The sequence below is a fragment of the Aeromonas sp. 2HA2 genome (assembly GCF_029237345.1).
GTDB classification, from domain to species: domain Bacteria; phylum Pseudomonadota; class Gammaproteobacteria; order Enterobacterales; family Aeromonadaceae; genus Aeromonas; species Aeromonas salmonicida.
Window position 1 is genome coordinate 512,898 of the sequence record NZ_JAACGB010000001.1, and the last position, 17,714, is coordinate 530,611.

At 60.8% G+C, this 17,714-nt stretch carries 11 protein-coding genes and 8 tRNA genes; 18 read left to right on the forward strand and 1 reads right to left on the reverse strand.

The window, feature by feature from the left end:
• Positions 1-70 precede the first annotated feature (70 nt).
• From GWQ29_RS02315 to GWQ29_RS02350, 8 genes are all read left to right on the forward strand, one after another.
• A tRNA-Met gene (locus GWQ29_RS02315) sits at positions 71-147 on the forward strand.
• A 13-nt stretch (positions 148-160) separates the two neighbouring features.
• A tRNA-Gln gene (locus GWQ29_RS02320) sits at positions 161-235 on the forward strand.
• A 40-nt stretch (positions 236-275) separates the two neighbouring features.
• Positions 276-350, forward strand: a tRNA-Gln gene (locus GWQ29_RS02325).
• A 40-nt stretch (positions 351-390) separates the two neighbouring features.
• A tRNA-Gln gene (locus GWQ29_RS02330) sits at positions 391-465 on the forward strand.
• 233 nt (positions 466-698) lie between these two features.
• Positions 699-775: transfer RNA gene (locus GWQ29_RS02335), tRNA-Met, on the forward strand.
• 13 nt (positions 776-788) lie between these two features.
• Positions 789-863: transfer RNA gene (locus tag GWQ29_RS02340), tRNA-Gln, on the forward strand.
• Between the two features lie 134 nt (positions 864-997).
• Positions 998-1,074: transfer RNA gene (locus tag GWQ29_RS02345), tRNA-Met, on the forward strand.
• 8 nt (positions 1,075-1,082) lie between these two features.
• Positions 1,083-1,167: transfer RNA gene (locus GWQ29_RS02350), tRNA-Leu, on the forward strand.
• 193 nt (positions 1,168-1,360) lie between these two features.
• On the opposite strand, the gene GWQ29_RS02355 is transcribed toward GWQ29_RS02350, so the two are convergent.
• Entirely contained in the window at positions 1,361-3,193 is a 1,833-nt protein-coding gene (locus tag GWQ29_RS02355) for an SLC13 family permease (RefSeq protein WP_275907785.1), read from the reverse strand.
• Between the two features lie 295 nt (positions 3,194-3,488).
• On the opposite strand from GWQ29_RS02355, the gene pnuC reads away from it, so the two are divergent.
• From pnuC to nifJ, 10 genes are all read left to right on the forward strand, one after another.
• The gene (pnuC, locus tag GWQ29_RS02360; RefSeq protein WP_275907784.1) at positions 3,489-4,211 is read left to right on the forward strand and encodes a nicotinamide riboside transporter PnuC; all 723 of its coding nucleotides are present in this window, start codon (positions 3,489-3,491) and stop codon (positions 4,209-4,211) included.
• Positions 4,208-4,933, forward strand: coding sequence for a nucleoside phosphorylase (locus tag GWQ29_RS02365; RefSeq protein ID WP_275918669.1), 726 nt, complete (start codon positions 4,208-4,210; stop codon positions 4,931-4,933). Before pnuC ends, GWQ29_RS02365 begins: the two co-directional genes overlap by 4 nt.
• Before the next feature lie 147 nt (positions 4,934-5,080).
• The gene (locus GWQ29_RS02370) at positions 5,081-5,752 is read left to right on the forward strand and encodes a Crp/Fnr family transcriptional regulator (RefSeq protein WP_234576449.1); all 672 of its coding nucleotides are present in this window, start codon (positions 5,081-5,083) and stop codon (positions 5,750-5,752) included.
• Positions 5,753-5,774: 22 nt separating this feature from the next.
• Positions 5,775-6,098, forward strand: coding sequence for a N(4)-acetylcytidine aminohydrolase (gene yqfB, locus GWQ29_RS02375; protein ID WP_058393835.1), 324 nt, complete (start codon positions 5,775-5,777; stop codon positions 6,096-6,098).
• A 78-nt stretch (positions 6,099-6,176) separates the two neighbouring features.
• Positions 6,177-6,548, forward strand: a complete 372-nt coding sequence (locus tag GWQ29_RS02380; protein ID WP_021141165.1) for a DUF1622 domain-containing protein — start codon at positions 6,177-6,179, stop codon at positions 6,546-6,548.
• A gap of 193 nt (positions 6,549-6,741) precedes the next feature.
• Entirely contained in the window at positions 6,742-8,349 is a 1,608-nt protein-coding gene (locus tag GWQ29_RS02385) for an alpha-glucosidase (RefSeq protein WP_275918670.1), read from the forward strand.
• 483 nt (positions 8,350-8,832) lie between these two features.
• Complete coding sequence (locus tag GWQ29_RS02390; RefSeq protein WP_275918671.1) at positions 8,833-10,623, forward strand: hypothetical protein; 1,791 nt, start codon at positions 8,833-8,835, stop codon at positions 10,621-10,623.
• A gap of 381 nt (positions 10,624-11,004) precedes the next feature.
• Complete coding sequence (locus tag GWQ29_RS02395; protein WP_275918672.1) at positions 11,005-12,564, forward strand: ABC-F family ATP-binding cassette domain-containing protein; 1,560 nt, start codon at positions 11,005-11,007, stop codon at positions 12,562-12,564.
• A 10-nt stretch (positions 12,565-12,574) separates the two neighbouring features.
• Entirely contained in the window at positions 12,575-13,729 is a 1,155-nt protein-coding gene (locus GWQ29_RS02400; RefSeq protein WP_275918673.1) for an MFS transporter, read from the forward strand.
• A 383-nt stretch (positions 13,730-14,112) separates the two neighbouring features.
• A complete protein-coding gene (gene nifJ, locus GWQ29_RS02405; protein WP_275918674.1) occupies positions 14,113-17,655 on the forward strand; it encodes a pyruvate:ferredoxin (flavodoxin) oxidoreductase in 3,543 nt (1,180 codons plus the stop codon).
• Positions 17,656-17,714: the final 59 nt, after the last annotated feature.

Sequence of the window (17,714 nt, forward strand, 5' to 3'; positions counted from 1 at the left end):
CGCCCCAGAGCCAGATACGCATAATTCGGCCCGCACAGTGACGAGGCAACGACTCACTGGAAGCACGGTTGGCTATGTAGCTCAGTTGGTTAGAGCATCGCACTCATAATGCGAGGGTCACAGGTTCGAATCCCGTCATAGCCACCACTATTTCTGAAGTTGGGGTATCGCCAAGCGGTAAGGCAGCGGGTTTTGATCTCGCCATTCCTAGGTTCGAATCCTAGTACCCCAGCCATTTTTAAAGGTGTTTGATAGTCTTTGTCAGGCATCACTGTTGGGGTATCGCCAAGCGGTAAGGCAGCGGGTTTTGATCTCGCCATTCCTAGGTTCGAATCCTAGTACCCCAGCCATTTTTAAAGGTGTTTGATAGTCTTTGTCAGACATCACTGTTGGGGTATCGCCAAGCGGTAAGGCAGCGGGTTTTGATCTCGCCATTCCTAGGTTCGAATCCTAGTACCCCAGCCATTTTCACCCGTCATCGACCTATCGATGATTTGTTGTGGTAAGCGTGAGAGATTTTGATCTCGTCAACGTGCCTAGGTCCAAACCCTAGTATCGCAGCCATTTTTACACGTCATCGACTTGTCGATGATTTGCTGTGGTAAACGTGAGGGATTTTTATCTCGTCAACGTGCCTAGGTCCAACCCCTAGTACCCAGCCATTTTTACTTGTATTTGACTCGCGTCGAGCACAAGACGGCTATGTAGCTCAGTTGGTTAGAGCATCGCACTCATAATGCGAGGGTCACAGGTTCGAATCCCGTCATAGCCACCATTAATTTTTCTGTTGGGGTATCGCCAAGCGGTAAGGCAGCGGGTTTTGATCTCGCCATTCCTAGGTTCGAATCCTAGTACCCCAGCCATTTTTACCCGTCATCGACCTGTCGATGATTTGCTGTGGTAAGCGTGAGAGACTTTGATCTCGTCAACGTGCCTAGGTCCAAACCCTAGTACCCAGCCATTCTTACTTGTATTTGACTCACGTCGAGCACAAGACGGCTATGTAGCTCAGTTGGTTAGAGCATCGCACTCATAATGCGAGGGTCACAGGTTCGAATCCCGTCATAGCCACCATTAATACTGCGGAAGTGGCGAAATTGGTAGACGCACCAGATTTAGGTTCTGGCGCCGCAAGGTGTGAGAGTTCGAGTCTCTCCTTCCGCACCATTAATAGCAGTACCAAACAAACCAGCTCATGCTGGTTTTTTTGTACCTGTTTTTCACCAGGCAGCCTCTTGTCATCCCTTGCCCAGCTCACACCACAGCCCTGCTCAACCGCGGTTGCCCCTCCCTGTAATCGCGACAGCCCAATAAAAAGCGGCTCGCAGGCCGCTTGTCTCTTTTCCCTGATAACCACAGGTCAGAACGGGAAGAACCAGGGGATGGCGATGACGCTCACCACCATCACCAACAGGGTGAAGGGCACGCCAATGCGCACGAAATCCATGAATTTGTAATTGCCAGGCCCGAGCACCAGGGTATTGACCGGCGACGAGACTGGCGTCATGAAGGCCGCCGAGGCCGCGATGGCAATGGTCATGGCAAATGGATAGGGTGACACGCCCATCTGCTGGGCCGTGCCGAGCGCTATGGGCGCCATCAGTACTGCCGTGGCAGTGTTGGAAATAAACAGCCCAATCAGGGCGCACAGGGCAAACAGGCTGGCCAGCATCACCCGTGGGCCCATCTCACCTACGGCTGCAATCAGACCACCGACAATCAGGTCCACCCCGCCGGTCTTCTGCAGCGCCAGGGCAAAGGGCAGCATGCCAACGATGAGGATCAGGGTTGGCCAGTGGATGGCCTTGTAGGCGCTCTCCATGTCGATGCAGCGAAATTGTCCCATCAGCAGGCAGGCAATCAAGGCCGCTACGACGTTGGGCACGGGATCCGTTACCATCAGCACCACCATGACCCCGAGACAGATCAGGGCGTGGATGGCCTGACTACGGGCTGGCGCCATCTCGTCCACCTCGGCGGGCAGCCCAAGCAGCAGGAAGTCACGGTTATGGGTGTGCAGCAAGCGGATCAGGCTCCAGTTCCCCACCACCAGCAGGCTGTCCCCCATCAGCAGGGGATCGTCCACCAGCTTGCCGGTCAGCGCCTCGCCGTTGCGGCGGATCCCGACCACGCTCAGGCCATAGTGGGAGCGAAACGCCACCTCACGAATGCTTTTGCCCAGCAGGCGAGAGCCGGGAATGAGCGACACCTCGGCCATGCCGACCTCCCGCGCCTGATCGGAGAAATACTCACCGCGCAGTATCATGGGTTCGAGCCGAGCCTCGCTGCAAAACTCGCGAATATCCACCTCGGGATCGGACATGTCGATCAGCAGCACATCCCTGGCCTGAAACTCGGTAACGCCGGAGACGGTGACCATTACCCGCCGGAACTTGCGCCAGCGCTCCACCCCTATGACGTTGGCACCGTAACGGGCGCGCAGTTGCAACTCGTCCAGCGTGTGGCCAATCAGGGGGGAGTCCGGGCGCAATGCCAGGCGGCGAGCCCGCCCGGTCAGGCGGTAATCACGGATGAGCTCCCGCATGGTACTGCGTCCTGCCGGCTTGCCTTTGCCCTCCTCCCCTTCACGCACCAGGGAGCCCCGCATCAGCAGCATGTAGAGGATCCCCATCGCCAGCACTATGACCCCCATGGGGGAGAAGTCGAAGAAGCCGAAACCGGGCATGTCGTGGCGCATCAGCTCACTGTTGACCACCATGTTGGGCGGGGTCGCCACCAGCGTCATCATGCCACTGATGAGGCCGGCAAAGGCGAGTGGCATCATCAGCCTGCCCGCCGGTATCCCCATGCGGTTCGCCACGCTCAGCACCACCGGGATGAAGATGGCCACCACCCCTGTGCTGCTCATCACGGCCCCCAGCAGGGAGACAGCCACCATCAACAGCACCAGCATGCGGATCTCGCTGCTGCCCGCCACCTTCACCAGCATATCCCCCACCTGATAGGCGATGCCGGTACGGACCAGCCCCTCCCCCACCACGAACAGGGCGGCGATCAGAATGACGTTGGGATCGCTGAACCCCGCCAGCGCCTCCGGCAGTGTCAGGGTGCCGCTCAGCACAAACAGTATGATGATCAACAGGGCAACCACGTCCATGCGTACCTTGTTGGTCATAAACAGATAGATGGCCCCCACCAGCATGCAGAGGACCCAGATCAGTTCGGCATTCACACTCGCTCCTTTCGTTCATCTCCGCCATTGCACCAGGGTGCAACCACGGACTCCATCAGACCACAGCTTATTCTGCCCCGATTTGTTACATATCAATAAAGGGGAGGAGCATCATCGCATATCCCGCCCCCCACACGATTCGTAAAAGGGTGCGCCGTCGTCACACTTCTTTGACCCATTCTTTGATGTGGCTCAGGCCGGGGCGGACAAAAGTCCTGCGGCCGACACCGCGCAGCCCCTAGAATAGGCCCGTTCCGATCACCTCCCTTTTTTCAAATTTTCAAAGGAAACGAAAATGAGCATATTCGAGTGGTTCAGCATCAATCACACCCTGGTGACCATACCGCTGGGCGGCGGTTACGCCATGTCGTGGATTGAAGCCATCGGCACCCTGTTTGGCCTGGCCTGCATCTGGTTTGCCAGTCAGGAGAAAACCATCAACTACCTGTTCGGCCTTATCAACGTCAGTCTGTTTGCCATCATCTTCTTCCAGATCCAGCTCTACGGCCTGCTGATGCTGCAGCTCTTTTTCTTCTGTGCCAACCTCTACGGCTGGTACGCCTGGACTCGGCCCGCCAACGATCAGGGGGACACACTGCAAGTCCGCTGGCTGAGCAAGTCCAAGCTGATGATGACCGCTGCCCTGAGCGTGCTGGCCATTGCCCTGCTGACCCGCTATATCGACCCTGTGTTCGCCGCGCTGGCGCGCACGTCTGTCTCCCTGCTCAACCTGCTGGGCGCTAATCTCGCAACCCCTGAGCCCTCCCCCGATGCCTTCCCGTTCTGGGATGCCAGCATGACGGTGCTCTCCGTGGTCGCCCAGATCCTGATGACCCGCAAATACGTGGAGAACTGGATCCTCTGGGTGGTCATCAACATCATCAGCATCGGCGTCTATGCCGCCCAGGGCGTCTATGCCATGTCGCTGGAGTACCTGATCCTGCTGTTTATCGCCGCCAACGGTACCCGCCTCTGGATGCTGGCGGCCAAACGCCAACGGCAGGAAGTGATCGCATGAGCCTGCTGCCCCACCTGCAATGCCGCCCGGATCAGATTGCCGAGCGGGTGGTTTTGTGCGGCGACCCGGCCCGGGTCGATCGCATCGCAAACCAGCTGGCGTCGTGTGATGTACTGGGCCAGCACCGGGAGTTTCGCCTGATCAACGGCCGTTATCAGGGACTGCCCATCACAGTCTGCAGCACAGGCATAGGCGGCGCGTCGGCCATCATAGCGCAGGAGGAGCTGGTGCAAGCAGGCGCCCGAGCACTGGTAAGGGTCGGCTCGGCGGGGGCCTTGCAACATGAGATAGCACTGGGAGATCTCATCGTGGTGGAAGGGGCCGTACGCCACGATGGCGCCTCACAAGCCTATCTGCCCCCCGAGTACCCCGCCTGCGCCGACATTCGCCTGCAGGCAGCCCTGCTCGATCACATCGCCGCCAGCGGCCTGCCCCATTGGCACGGTCTGGTGCGATCCCACGACAGCTTCTACCGGGATGACGAGCTGGCGGTGTGCCGCTACTGGCACGAGCGCGGCCTGCTGGGGGCCGACATGGAGACCGCCTCCCTGCTCACAGTGGGTCGCCTGCGCAAGGTGCGGGTCGCCGCCGTGCTCTGCAACGTGGTGGCATTCGAGCAGGACGTGCAGCAGGGCGTAGGTGACTACGCCAGCGCCGAGCAGGCCATGATGACCGGTGAGCGACTGGCCATCGCCGCGGCGCTCCATGCCCTGGTGCAGTAAGCCAGGCTCATCCTGACCCCTTCAGGGGCTGGCACCGCAGCGGCCCCTGACAAAACGTTAAGCCCGGCACATTCGATGGCACGGGCGCTGGTATCCGGCCCGCGCTCTTGCTAGCCTCATGGCCCTCGTTTCCCCCGCGGGCTTCTCATGCAGCAACAACCCTATCCTCTCGGCCGCTTTCACGCCGAACTCAGCCAGCAAGAACCCGAATTTGCCAGGGCACTCGAGGAGTGCAGCCTGTTCCTGCGCCGCTACCTGCCGGGCGAACCCATCATGCGGCAGGGGGAGCAGAGCGAGTGCCTCTATCTGGTGGAGACGGGCCGGGTCTCCCTCAACAGTACTGTGCACTCGGGGCGCATCTTTCAACTCGGTGAAATAGCCTGCCACAACCAGATCTTCGGCGAGATGGAGTTCTTCAGTGCCACCCCGGTGCAGTGGAGCGTGGTGGCCGAGACCGAGCTGGATGCCAGCGTCATCTGTGCGCACAAGCTGGCCCAGCGGCTGCTGGCAGAACCCGGCCTGGTACTCTTCTTCGCCGCGGCCCTGGCCAGTGATTATCTCGATACCCTGGACATCACCACCAGCCGCTTGCTGCATCCCATCGCCTACAACATTGCTTATGAGCTATGGCGCGAGCGCCAGCGCACTCCCATGCTGGGTTCGCGCAAGCGGGCTCATGAAGCGGCGCGCTTTGGCACCACGGAGCGGGTCTATCGCCGCGCCCTCAAGGAGCTGGTCGGGCAGGGAATCGTGTGCGAAGGCGCTGACGGCCTCGCCATCGCCGATCTCGCCAAACTGCGCACCTACCTCAACCTTTAACTGCTATCAAAGAGATATCCCCATGCATTCCCAATCCTACCCAGAGTTCACCTTCTTCAGCCGCTTCGTGACCGATATTCAGGCGGGCCGCAAGACCATCACCATTCGCGACGAGAGCGAAGCCCGGTGGCAACCGGGCCAGCGACTGGCACTCTTTACCAACCCCGAGCACCAGCCGTTCGGCACCATTGAGGTACTGTCGGTCACGTCGGTCGCCTTCGATGCCCTCAACGACGAACACGCCCGCCAGGAGAACATGACCCTGGCGGAGCTAAAACAGGTGATCCGGGATATCTACCCTGAACTCCCGCCACTCTATGTAATTGAATTCAAACTGCTTGCCTGATTGATGACCCGAGTCCGATTTGGCCTTGGCCGAGCAATATGCTAATAGTGTCCACTTTGCATCCTGGAGGAGCCAAACGTGTTTGAGATAGCGAGCCTGAAAGAGGCGATGATGCACGGGGTCGAGCTGTTCCAGCTGCTGCTGGAGATCATCTCCATCGCCTGCGTGGTCATTGGTCTTGGCAAGACCCTCTGGCTGGCGGCGCGGGTACGGGATCACCAGCCCGGCTTTCCGCGGATCCGGCTCTGTTTTGGCAGCTGGCTTATTCTGGCGCTGGAGTTCCAGCTCGCCGCCGACATACTGGCCACCACTGTCGCGCCGAGCAAGGAGGAGCTGATCCGTCTCGCCATCATTGCGGTGATCCGCACCTTCCTCAACTACTTCCTCGGCAAGGAGCTGGAGGCACAGGCTGAGCGCCAGCAGGCTGAACAGGTCACGGCCAACCGATAACCCTTACCCACCACAGCTCTTGAAGGCGCCGCAATTCCTGCCACACATGTGGCAAGGGAGGGCGGCGCTGTGACCTTCCCCTCATTTTTGACAATCAGTCAACTATGGAACCCTTTTCAGACGCTCCCACGCCCTGCCCTACGCATCTGCAAACACCTAGAATGGGGTCATCTCTCTGTGCCCGGCCTGACCCATGACCCCTCTCGATAACTGTGTGATTTACCAGATCTACCCCATGAGCTTTCAGGACAGTAACGGCGATGGCATGGGGGATATCCATGGCATTTGCCAGCGCCTCGACTATCTGGCCGAGCTTGGGGTCGACATGCTCTGGCTTACCCCTGTCTATTGCTCCCCCAAACGGGACAACGGCTATGACGTGGCTGATTATCGCCACATAGACCCGGCGTTCGGCACCCTGACCGACATGGAGCAGCTGATTGCGAAGGCTGCCGAACGCGGCATGGGCATCATGATGGACATAGTCGCCAACCATACTTCCACCGAACATGAGTGGTTTGTACGGGCGCTGGCCGGGGACGCCCGCTATCAGGCCTATTACGTTTTTCGGGATAAAGCCTTCGTCGATGCCCACCCGGTGGAGTCCATCTTTGGCGGCAGCGGCTGGGAGTATGTGCCAGAGCTTGATCGCTACTACCTGCACAACTTCGACATAAGCCAAGCCGATCTCGACTGGGACAACCCGGCGGTACGCGCCGAGATGGCTGAAGTGATCAACTTCTGGCTGGCCAAGGGCATAAAGGGGTTCCGCTTCGATGTGATCGACATGGTGAGCAAGGAGTGGTCGCCCCTTGCCATGAGCAACGGCCCCCGCCTGCACGACTATATCCGCGAGCTCAACGGCGCCAGCTTCGGCAACAAGGGGATCATCACGGTCGGGGAAACCTGGGGGGCGGATCTCGCCCATATGCAGCACTATTCGAACCCGAATGGCAGCGAGTTCAGCATGGTGTTCAACTTCGAGCATCTGGGTCTGGGGCAGGATAAATGGTCATCCCGCTTTGATCTCCTCACCTTCAAGCGGGCGATGGCCCGCCACCAGCAGGGGCTGCACGGCCGGGGCTGGAACAGCTTGTTTCTCGGCAATCACGACCTGCCCCGCGCCGTCTCCCGCTTTGGCGACGACAGGCCCGAGTGGCGCGAGCTGAGTGCCAAACAGTGGGCCCTGGTGCTGCACATGATGCAGGGCACCCCCTTCATCTATCAGGGAGAGGAGCTGGGCATGACCAACCGCCACTGGCAGGCCGATGAGTTGCGCGATGTGGAGGCCATCCACTACTGTGCCAGCCAGGCGGAGCTGGATCCCGCCGAGCTGAGCCGACGACTGGATGCCATCGGCCGCGACAACGCCCGCACCCCGATGCAGTGGGATGCGAGCCGACATGCGGGCTTCAGCACGGCCGCCCCCTGGGTCGCGGTCAACGAGAACCACGTAGAGATTAATGCCGCCGGGCAACTGGCCCGCCCCGACTCCCTGTTTCACCACTATCGCCAGCTGATAGCATTGCGCAAGGCCCACCCCGTCATTCGCCACGGCGACTTCGAGCTGCTCGATTGTGACGATCCACAACGCATCAGCTACCGCCGTCGCTGGCGGGATCCTGCCACCGGCGAGACCCACACCCTGTTGCTGCTCGCCAATCTCACCGCGGGCACCTTGCCCATGCCCCATCTTGACATGGTGGAGAGGGGGGCCACCCTGCTGATGGGCAACTACCCGGACGCGCCCACGACTCACTTTGCTCCCTATCAGGCCACCGTCTGGCTGATGCAGGCATAAGCGAGTGAGTGACAGGCGGCGCTTCGGGGCCGGCACATGGCCTCCCCGCTTGTGCTGGCTCCCAATATCCGTCTCGTTTATCGCCGCCAATACATGACCAGATCCTGACCCTGTTATTTCCCTGTATGGTTCTCCTCCCTATTGGCCTGCACCATTTATCTTTAATCACTTAAAAACTTCGTATTTTCAGGCGGATGGCGACCAGCCTGAAATATAAAAACCGATCTCTTTATAGATAATAGAGACACCACAATGCATTGTTTCTAATGAAGTAATAACGAATTAAAGTCTATTGAATGGTTATTTACAGGATGTATTTTGTGCTGTTTAGCCAGGGTTAAAAGTCAATTCAAATCTGCGGCCTTGTTATTCCAAGCCTGAACCTTATGGTTTCCATCCGGCGCGAAGAGATCCTCGCTCGGCGCCAACATGCAGTTCAGGCTCGCGGGATAGTTATCCCGCCATAACAAAAAGGTAATCATCATGCGTAAAACCGGTGTGGCACTCGCCATCTCGACCCTCTTCTGGCTCAATTCGGCCACGGCAACCCCCATCATATTCCCGGACGACCCGCTGGCCAGCCATGGACCAGAGACGCCCGCCCTCGCTCGCACCTTCCAGCTGGCGCAGGACGATCTGGGCAACCGGATCCACCAGCTCCATCTGCCAATTCAGACCGAACCCGAGCTGGTGGCTGAGCTGGAGCAGATCGGCAAGCAGCAGGGATTCTCGGTCAACACCCATGGCGACATGTACAAATGGACCGAAGACAACATGTGGCTGTCGCGCGATGGTGCCCTCATCTTCCGCCCCCGGGCGCCGCTGGCCGACAAGGATAGCTACCACGTCTTCGTCACCGCCCTGACCGAGCAGAGCCCGGAGGCCGAACAGGAGGGCCACCACAGCCTCGGCAGCCAGGCCTCCCAAGGGCTCAACGACAGCATGCTCTCCCAGGCCAACACCTTCGCCGAGGCGCAGGGGAGCGAGCTCATCCCCACCTTTTCCATAATAGATGGCGGCAACATGCTGACCGGCCAGCGAGCCGACGGCATCCCCTATGCCCTGATCGGCCGCGATGCCCTGCTGCAGACCACCCTGCACCACAGCCGGCTGGACAGTGAGCGCATCGCCGCCCTGCAGGAGAAGATGGAGCGCGACGGCGAGTTTCGGCTGCACCTGAACGAAGAGGAGTGGCTGGGCAGCCCCTATACCTTCCAGAAGGGTCATGACACCGAGGTGGACCTCATCCTGCTGGAGGCGGCCAACCTGTTGCCGCAGGGGCTGGATGAGCCGCAGCGCCACGCCTTTGCCAAAACCGCGCGTGCCAAGGCCGAGCTCGCCAAGTACGAAGTGGATGGGTCAACCCGGGAGGCGGCGGAGCAGCGGATGTTTCTGAGCCCGCAGCAAGGGGAGCGGATTGCCGAGCGCTATCGCGCCATCCATGGCCAACCGCTGCCGGCCTCCTTCGATCTGCTGACCCGCCTCAAGCAGGGGTACGCCAGCCTGGTGGTGACCGCCGATCTCCACTCTGGTTTTGCTGATGACCAAATAGAGAAGGAGCTGCAAACCCTGCAGGCCGATGCCGCCACCCTGACCCGGCTGGGACGCATGCTGCAGGCCGGCGGCTACCAACGCAAGGAGTTGGCCGGCGCCGAGCTGGATGAGCAGACCCGCCGTTTCCTCGCCATGATGGCCATCAGCCAGCGCCTGATGGCGCAGGAGCTTAAGGTGGCCGAGCGCGATCTGGTGATCCTGGCCCAACCCGGTTTTCACCTCGACATGGCCATGCGCCCGCTGGCCGATGGCCGCATTCTGTTCAACGACCCTGCAGCCAGCGAGGCGCTGATCCAGCAGGTACTGACCAATGATGGCAGCCTGAGCGACAGCGAACGCCAGGGCCTCACCGAGACGCTCACCAGCCTGAAACAACAGGCCGAGCGCTGGCACAAGATCCATGCCCTCATCCGGCAGCAGCTGACCGACGCCGGTCTGACCCCCATCGCCACCCCAGGCGCCTTCAACGTGAACAAGCGGGCGGTGAACTGGATGAACGGCATCATGGGCACGGCGCAGCAACCCTTCTACATCACCAACGCCGCCAGCATAGCCCCCCTGAATCAGGCCTTCAGCGCCTGGTTGAAACGCGAGGTGCCCGAGCTGACCACCTACTTCGTGGGTCAGACAGCAAGCAGCACGCGGGGGGGATTTAACCAGGCGGAGGCTCTGCTCAGGGGCAACGGCGGCCTGGATTGCATCACCTTGCACCACGAGTAGCGAGGGCTTGATCCAGGCGTTCAACCGATGGTTATTTGACTCGCAAGCGGGTTCTGTGTATTTTGCGACCAGAATTTTTGTTGGACCGCTTTTCCATGTTGTACATCCTGTTCAAATGCTCTGTCAGGAGGCTGTGCTCCGTGCACTAACACGATGAAGTGTTGCCCGGAGCCATCCCTCTTCTGAATCTTCATCAGCTGCGTGCACGCCCTCTCACAGGGAGGAGGCCCCGCATCTGATGAAAACAGGGGACTCAGGCCGGCGAGATGCTTCATCGCCGGCCTTTTTGTTTCTGATATTCAGGACAAAGTTTCAATATTGCTTGAAACGGGGGGCCGGTACGCCAAGTACCAGCCCCCCGTTTTTTATGGATGTCACATCATGAGTTTACTCACCATTCAAAACCTGACTTGTCACATGGGTGACAAAACCCTCTACCAGCAGGCCAACTTTACCCTCTTCGCCGGCGAGCATATCGGCGTCACGGGAAAAAACGGGGCAGGTAAAAGCACCTTGCTGAAACTGCTGCAGGCGGAGCTGTTGCCCGACGGGGGCGAGATCCTCTGGCAGCCCGCTGTGAGCCTCGGTTATCTGGATCAGCATGCCGAGATGGACGCGCAAACAAGAGTGCGCGAATACCTGCAAACGGCTTTTGCGGATCTCTACCGGCAGGAGGCCGAGATGATGGCCATCTACGCCTGCCCGGCGAAAAGTGTCCAAGCCCGCCATCTGGCACGTGCCGCCACCCTTCAGGCCAGCCTGGAGAGCCGGTCGTTTTATCAGATCGACAGCCGCATCGATGCGGTGGCGGATGGCCTGGGGATCACTCAGTTGGGTATGCATACCCGGTTGGAGGAATTGAGCGGCGGACAAAGGCACAAGGTCATGCTGGCCCGCCTGCTGTTGCTCGCGCCGGATGTCCTGTTGCTGGACGAGCCGACCAATTATCTGGATACCCTTCACCTTGACTGGCTGGCGAACTACCTGAGCGGCTTCAAGGGAGCTTTTATGGTGGTCTCTCACGACAAGGCATTTCTAAACCGGATTGCCACGGCCATTTGCGACATAGACCGGCAACAAATCCGCAAATTCAAGGGTAACGTCGACAAAGCCATGGCTCAGAAAGCCACTGAAGATACCGCCCATGGGAAACACTATCTGGCGCAGCAGCGACATATCGACAAGCTTGAGCACTTCATTGCCAAAAACGGGGCCGGGGTCAATGCCAGCATCGCCAATGGCCGCAAGAAACAGCTGGCCCGCATAGACAGGCTGGCAACACCGGAGCAGGAAAAGGCCGTCGCCTTCTCGTTTCGTAACGCCCCGCACAATGGGCAGCAGTTGCTTGCCGCCACTGAGCTGATCATTGGCTATCGACGCCCCCTGTTGGCACCCATCTCGCTGACCCTTGCTCGGGGCGAGAAGGTGGCGATCGCCGGGTTCAACGGCATCGGCAAATCTACCCTGCTGAAAACACTGGTGGGCGAGCTGCCCCCGGTATCTGGCCAGCTCGCCCTGTCACCGGCCCTCAAACTGGGTTATTTCGAGCAGGCGCTGCGCTGGGCCGACCCGGATGCCACACCGGTGGATCTGGTCAAAGCGGTGTGCCCGGGCGTGGATGACAAGGTGGCTCGGCAACATCTGGCACGCTTCGGCATAACGGGAAAACTGGCATTGCGGCCGATTGCCTCCCTCAGTGGTGGTGAGCAGACCAGGGTGAAACTGTGCAGGCTGACCCTGCAACCCACGAATCTGCTGGTACTGGACGAACCGACCACACACCTGGATGCCACCGTCAAAGCCGCCTTGCAGCGAGCCTTGCATGACTACCCGGGCACAGTGGTTGTGGTCTGCCATGAACGGGAGTTCATCGCCCACTGGCCGGATCGGGTGGTGGATATTCACGCCTTCACTGCCGCTGAACATACGTATTGCGTTTGAGGTCAAAGATATGTTTGTGAAAATATTGCTGTTCTTGATTGCGTTTCTGGTGGGCGCCGATGAGCTGATGCTGGGCCCCATACTGGCTCCCATCGGCAAGGATCTGGGCGTTCAACCCGAGCGCATCACCCTGTTTATCACGGCTTACAGTGTGGCGCTGGCGATGGTCGCCCCCTTGCTGGGTAGCCTCTCGGATCGACTTGGCAGGATAAAGGTGATGCTGCCCGCCGCCCTGTTGTTCGGGGCGGCCTCAGTCGCAACAGGCCTGGTGGAGAACTTTGAATGGGGGCTGGCAAGCCGGGTGCTCACCGGCCTTGCCAGTGCCGGCATGTTGCCCATCGCCTTTGCCATGGCCGCGGACAGCGCGGGAACAGACGCCATGAAGCGCATTGCCTGGGTCCAGGCAGGCCTGACGCTGGGCATGATAGCAAGCCCGGCAGTCGGGGCTCTGCTGACCCAATGGCTCTCCTGGCGCGCCGCCTTCATCCTGCTCGGCGTGTGCGCCTGGTGTGTGGCGGCGGCGCTGGCGTTGCTGCCCGCCGACCAGGAGCCGGCAGAGACATCAAGGGAACATCAGAATGGCAAGGCTACCCGCATACTGGCCATCCCGGGTGCTGTGGGTGCCCTGCTCGCCATGTGCCTGGGTCTGGGGGGCGGCATAGGCCTGTTCAATCTCGTCGGTCAGCATTTGCGCGATACCCAGGACTGGTCCATCGGGTCCGTGGGGGGCTTGTACGCTCTGCTTGGCATCATCAGCGTCATCGGCAACCTGCTGATGCCCCGCCTGTCTGGCCGGGTCGAGAGCGGGCGCACCCTGATGCGTATGGCCTTGGTGGTCTGCCTGCTGGTCAGCGTCTGGTTTTACCTCTATCCGGCCGGGCAACCCATGCTGCTGCCCATGCTGCTGATAGTGCCGCTGCTGCTGTGGGCACTGGCAGGCGGCATAGGATCGCCCGCGCTGCAGGGCTATATTGCGCAGCTCTCTGCGGCTCACAGAGGCATGCTGATGTCGCTGGCGATGACCATGATGCACCTTGGCGTGGCGCTCTGGTCCGGTGTCGCCGGATTTGCCTACAGCGCAGGGCCTGTGGCCTTGGCAGCCCTGGCCATACTGCTGTTCGGCAGTGCCATCGTGGTCTTGCGGCCGGTCAACGCCACGGCCTGATCCTCGGCAGAAAACGGGCGTGAACCAGGCCCGCACCCCAACAGGTCGCCCATCCACCATGAGCGGCGACCTGTTTCCAACTCAGACTGTCTGCGCAAGCAAACATGACTCTTCAATCTAATTATTTAATTTCATGATTTATTTAATTCAACGATTTCGGTACCGACCCATACAAGCCACCATTATTCACGCTGGCTCGATAGATATATCCCGACAAATAGACCCGATTATTTTCAAGGGTATAAATGGCGAATAGACGATGTATTAATTGATTATTTATCCCGTTTGATGCGATATCTCCAACCCTCTTACTATGCCTGCGACCTATCCATGGCCGGTGGACAACCGCCGGCTTTCAAACTGGCATAGCAAGTGGACAATTCATGATCACCACAGACGGTAATAACGCAGTCGCCTCAGTGGCGTACCGCACCAGCGAAGTCATCGCCATCTACCCCATCACCCCCAGCTCCACCATGGCAGAGCTGGCGTCGGCCTGGTCGAGCGATCGGGGCAAAAATCTGTGGGGGGATGTACCTCGCGTGGTTGAGATGCAATCGGAGGGGGGCGCCATCGCCACCGTCCACGGCGCCCTGCAGACAGGCGCGCTGGCAACCTCGTTTACCTCGTCCCAGGGGCTCTTGCTGATGATCCCCAACCTCTACAAGCTGGCGGGTCAGCTTATTCCCTTCGTGCTGCATGTGGCAGCGCGTACCGTCGCGACCCATGCCTTGTCCATCTTTGGCGATCACTCGGACGTGATGGCGGTGCGCCAGACCGGCTGCGCCATGCTCTGTGCCAGCAATGTGCAGGAGGCACAGGATTTCGCCCTGATTTCCCAGGTGGCCAGCCTCAACAGCCGGCTGCCCTTCATCCACTTCTTCGACGGTTTTCGCACCTCCCACGAGATAGCCAAGATAGTGCCGCTGGCGGATGACACACTGCGTGCCCTGCTGCCCGAGGCGGCCATCCGCGCCCATCGCGATCGAGCGCTCACCCCCGACAAGCCTGTCATTCGCGGCACCGCCGCCAACCCGGACACCTACTTCCAGTGCCGGGAAGCGAGCAATCCCTGGTATGACGAGGGCTATCGCCACGTGAGCGAGGCGATGGCGGCCTTCGGCTCGCTAACCGGCCGCTACTACCAGCCGTTTGAATATGTGGGTCACCCGCAGGCCGAGCGGGTACTGGTGCTGATGGGTTCCGCCATCGGCACCTGCGAAGAGGTGATCGAACGGCTGCTGGCCAGGGGCGAGAAGGTGGGGCTGGTGAAGGTGCGCCTCTACCGCCCCTTCAGTGCCGAGCATCTGCTGGCGGTTATTCCCGAGAGCGCCCGCAAGATTGCGGTGCTGGATCGCACCAAGGAGCCGGGGGCCCAGGCCGAGCCCCTCTATCTGGACGTGATGACGGCGCTGGCCGAGGCGGTCAGCCGGGGCGAGCGGGCCAGCCTGCCACGGGTCATCGGCGGTCGCTACGGTCTCTCCTCCAAGGAGTTCAATCCGGCCTGTGTGCAGGCGGTGTTTGACGAGCTGGCGCTGGACAACCCGCGGCCGCGTTTCACCGTCGGCATCTTCGATGACGTCACCGGCCTCTCCCTGCCGCTGCCAGTGCTCGGCTCTTCGCAACACAAGCCGAGCCAGAGCAAGCTGGAGGCGCTCTTCTACGGCCTTGGCAGCGACGGCACCGTCTCGGCGGCCAAGAACAGCATCAAGATCCTCGGCAATCACACCCCGCTCTATCCCCAGGGCTATTTCGTCTATGACTCCAAGAAGGCGGGCGGCCTCACCGTCTCCCACCTGAGGGTTGGCGAACGGCCGCTGCAATCGGCCTATCTCGTGGATGAGGCGGACTTTATCGGCTGCCACCAGTGGCAGTTTATCGACCTGTACCAGATGGCGGAGCGGCTGAAGTTCGGCGGTATCTTCCTGCTCAACAGCCCCTATGGCCCGACAGAGATCTGGCAGCGATTGTCGCAGGAGGTGCAACAGGCCCTGCGTGCAAAAGAGGCGCGTTTCTACATCATCAACGCCGCCAGGATCGCCCGGGAATGCCAGCTCGGCAACCGCATCAATACCGTGATGCAGATGGCCTTCTTCCAGCTGAGCGCCATCATACCGCCGGCAGAGGCCACCGAGTTGCTCAAGCAGGCCATCGCCACCAGCTACGGCAACAAGAGCGCCGAGCTGGTCGAGCGCAACTGGCAAGCCCTGGCCGCCACCTGCGAGGCGCTCACCCCTGTGCCGTTGCAAGTGCTCGATCACAGCAGCCATCAGCGCCCCCCCGTGGTATCGGCCAAGGCCCCCGACTTCGTCCAGACGGTCACCGCCGCCATGCTGGCGGGGCTGGGCGACAGCCTGCCGGTTTCCGCCTTCCCGCCGGACGGCACCTGGCCGGTGGGCACCACCCGCTGGGAGAAGCGCAACATCGCCAAGGAGGTGCCCATCTGGCAGGCGGACCTGTGCACCCAATGCAACTACTGCGTGGCCGCCTGCCCCCACTCCGCCATCCGCGCCAAGGTGGTGGACAAGGCGGCCATGGCCGATGCGCCGGCCAGCCTCGACGTACTCGATGTGAAGGCCCGCGACATGCGCGGCCAGCAGTATGTGCTGCAGGTGGCGCCTGAGGATTGCACCGGCTGCAACCTCTGCGTCGAGGTGTGCCCGGCAAGGGACCGCACCGATCCGAACCGCAAGGCGATCAACATGGCCTCCCGGCTGGAGCACCTCGATGCCCAGAAGGCGAACTACGACTTCTTCCTGGAACTCCCCGAGCGCACCGCCGAGCAGCTGGAGCGCATCGACATTCGCACCTCCCAGCTCATCTCGCCGCTGTTCGAATACTCGGGTGCCTGCTCCGGCTGCGGCGAGACCCCCTACATCAAGCTGCTGACCCAGCTCTATGGCGACCGGCTGCTCATTGCCAACGCCACCGGCTGCTCGTCGATTTATGGCGGCAACCTGCCCACCACCCCCTACACCACCAACGCCGAGGGGCGAGGGCCGGCCTGGGCCAACTCCTTGTTCGAGGACAATGCCGAATTTGGCTTGGGGTTCAGGCTCACCATCGATCAGCATCGCGAGCGGATGCAACGCCTGCTGGCCAGCCTGGGCGAGGCAGTCCCGGCCGAGCTGCAACAGGCGCTGCAAGATGCCAGCCTGCCGGTCTCCGAGCAACGGGGCCATATAGCGCAGCTACGCAGTCTGCTGCAGGGTCGCACCGAGCCGGGCGCGGCTGAGCTGGCACGGGATGCGGACTATCTGGTGGACAAGTCGGTCTGGCTCATCGGTGGCGATGGCTGGGCCTATGACATCGGCTTTGGCGGGCTCGACCATGTGCTGAGCCTGGGGGAGAACATCAATGTGCTGGTGCTCGACACCCAGTGCTACTCCAACACCGGCGGCCAGCAGTCCAAGGCCACGCCACTCGGTGCCATCACCAAGTTTGGCGAGCAGGGCAAGCGCAAGGGGCGCAAGGATCTCGGTGCCAGCATCATGATGTATGGCCACGTCTATGTGGCGCAAATCTCCCTCGGCGCCCAGATGAACCAGACGGTGAAGGCCATTCAGGAGGCGGAAGCCTACCCGGGGCCGTCGCTCATCATCGCCTACAGCCCCTGCGAGGAGCACGGCTACGATCTGGCCCAGAGCCACGAGCAGATGAAGCAGCTGACCGCCACCGGCTTCTGGCCGCTTTACCGCTTCGATCCGCGCCGCAGCGACGAGGGCAAGCTGCCGCTGGAGCTCGACTCCCGGGCACCGAACGCCTCGCTGGCCGAGACCCTGAGCCAGGAGCCCCGCTTCCAGCGCCTCGAACGTCAGCTGCCGGAGATCGCCACCCAGCTCTACCGGGAGGCGGAGCTGGATGCAAACCGCCGCTTCGCCTGGCTCAGCCAGCTGGCTGGCAAGGAAGCTCCCCTGCAGGAGTGATCGGCCTGCCGGCGACCAGTGAAACCGGATAACAAAGAGGGCTCCCGTTGGGAGCCCTC

Excerpts from the sequence above, each read along its gene's own strand:
- pnuC (WP_275907784.1), top strand. The coding sequence starts at position 3,489 with ATGAGCATATTCGAGTGGTTCAGCATCAATCACACCCTGGTGACCATA.
- GWQ29_RS02365 (WP_275918669.1), top strand. The coding sequence starts at position 4,208 with ATGAGCCTGCTGCCCCACCTGCAATGCCGCCCGGATCAGATTGCCGAG.
- GWQ29_RS02370 (WP_234576449.1), top strand. The coding sequence starts at position 5,081 with ATGCAGCAACAACCCTATCCTCTCGGCCGCTTTCACGCCGAACTCAGC.
- yqfB (WP_058393835.1), top strand. The coding sequence starts at position 5,775 with ATGCATTCCCAATCCTACCCAGAGTTCACCTTCTTCAGCCGCTTCGTG.
- GWQ29_RS02385 (WP_275918670.1), top strand. The coding sequence starts at position 6,742 with ATGACCCCTCTCGATAACTGTGTGATTTACCAGATCTACCCCATGAGC.
- GWQ29_RS02390 (WP_275918671.1), top strand. The coding sequence starts at position 8,833 with ATGCGTAAAACCGGTGTGGCACTCGCCATCTCGACCCTCTTCTGGCTC.
- GWQ29_RS02395 (WP_275918672.1), top strand. The coding sequence starts at position 11,005 with ATGAGTTTACTCACCATTCAAAACCTGACTTGTCACATGGGTGACAAA.
- GWQ29_RS02400 (WP_275918673.1), top strand. The coding sequence starts at position 12,575 with ATGTTTGTGAAAATATTGCTGTTCTTGATTGCGTTTCTGGTGGGCGCC.
- nifJ (WP_275918674.1), top strand. The coding sequence starts at position 14,113 with ATGATCACCACAGACGGTAATAACGCAGTCGCCTCAGTGGCGTACCGC.